This is a genomic window from Faecalibacterium sp. DFI.5.82, assembly GCF_029076575.1.
GTDB classification, from domain to species: Bacteria; Bacillota; Clostridia; order Oscillospirales; family Ruminococcaceae; genus Faecalibacterium; species Faecalibacterium duncaniae.
On the sequence record NZ_JARFIS010000410.1, the window covers coordinates 1 to 316 of the forward strand.

1 protein-coding gene is annotated in these 316 nt (G+C 56.0%); it reads left to right on the forward strand.

Annotation, left to right across the window (positions count from 1 at the left end):
• Window positions 1–316 (forward strand): DUF4118 domain-containing protein (locus tag P0G09_RS17200; RefSeq protein WP_275253277.1); only part of this gene is annotated, 316 nt, incomplete at both ends.

The window sequence follows — 316 nt, forward strand, 5'->3', positions numbered from 1 at the left end:
CCTTTCTCATCGTGACCGCCACACAGCAGATCACCGGCCGGATCGATGGCGTTGCATCGATGGTGTTTGTTCTGGCAGTTTTTTTGACCTCGATCTATACGGATGGTTTTGTGTGGGGCGTGGTGGCTTCCCTGATCGGCGTGCTGGCCGTGAATTTTGCGTTCCGCTCCCCTTACTTTGCCTTCAACTTCACCCTGCCGGAACACCTGTTCTCGGGCATGGCGATGCTGGTGGTGTCCATTATGACCAGCACCCTGACCACCCGCATCAAAAAGCAGGAACAGCTGCGGATGGAGAGCGAGACCGAAAAGATGCG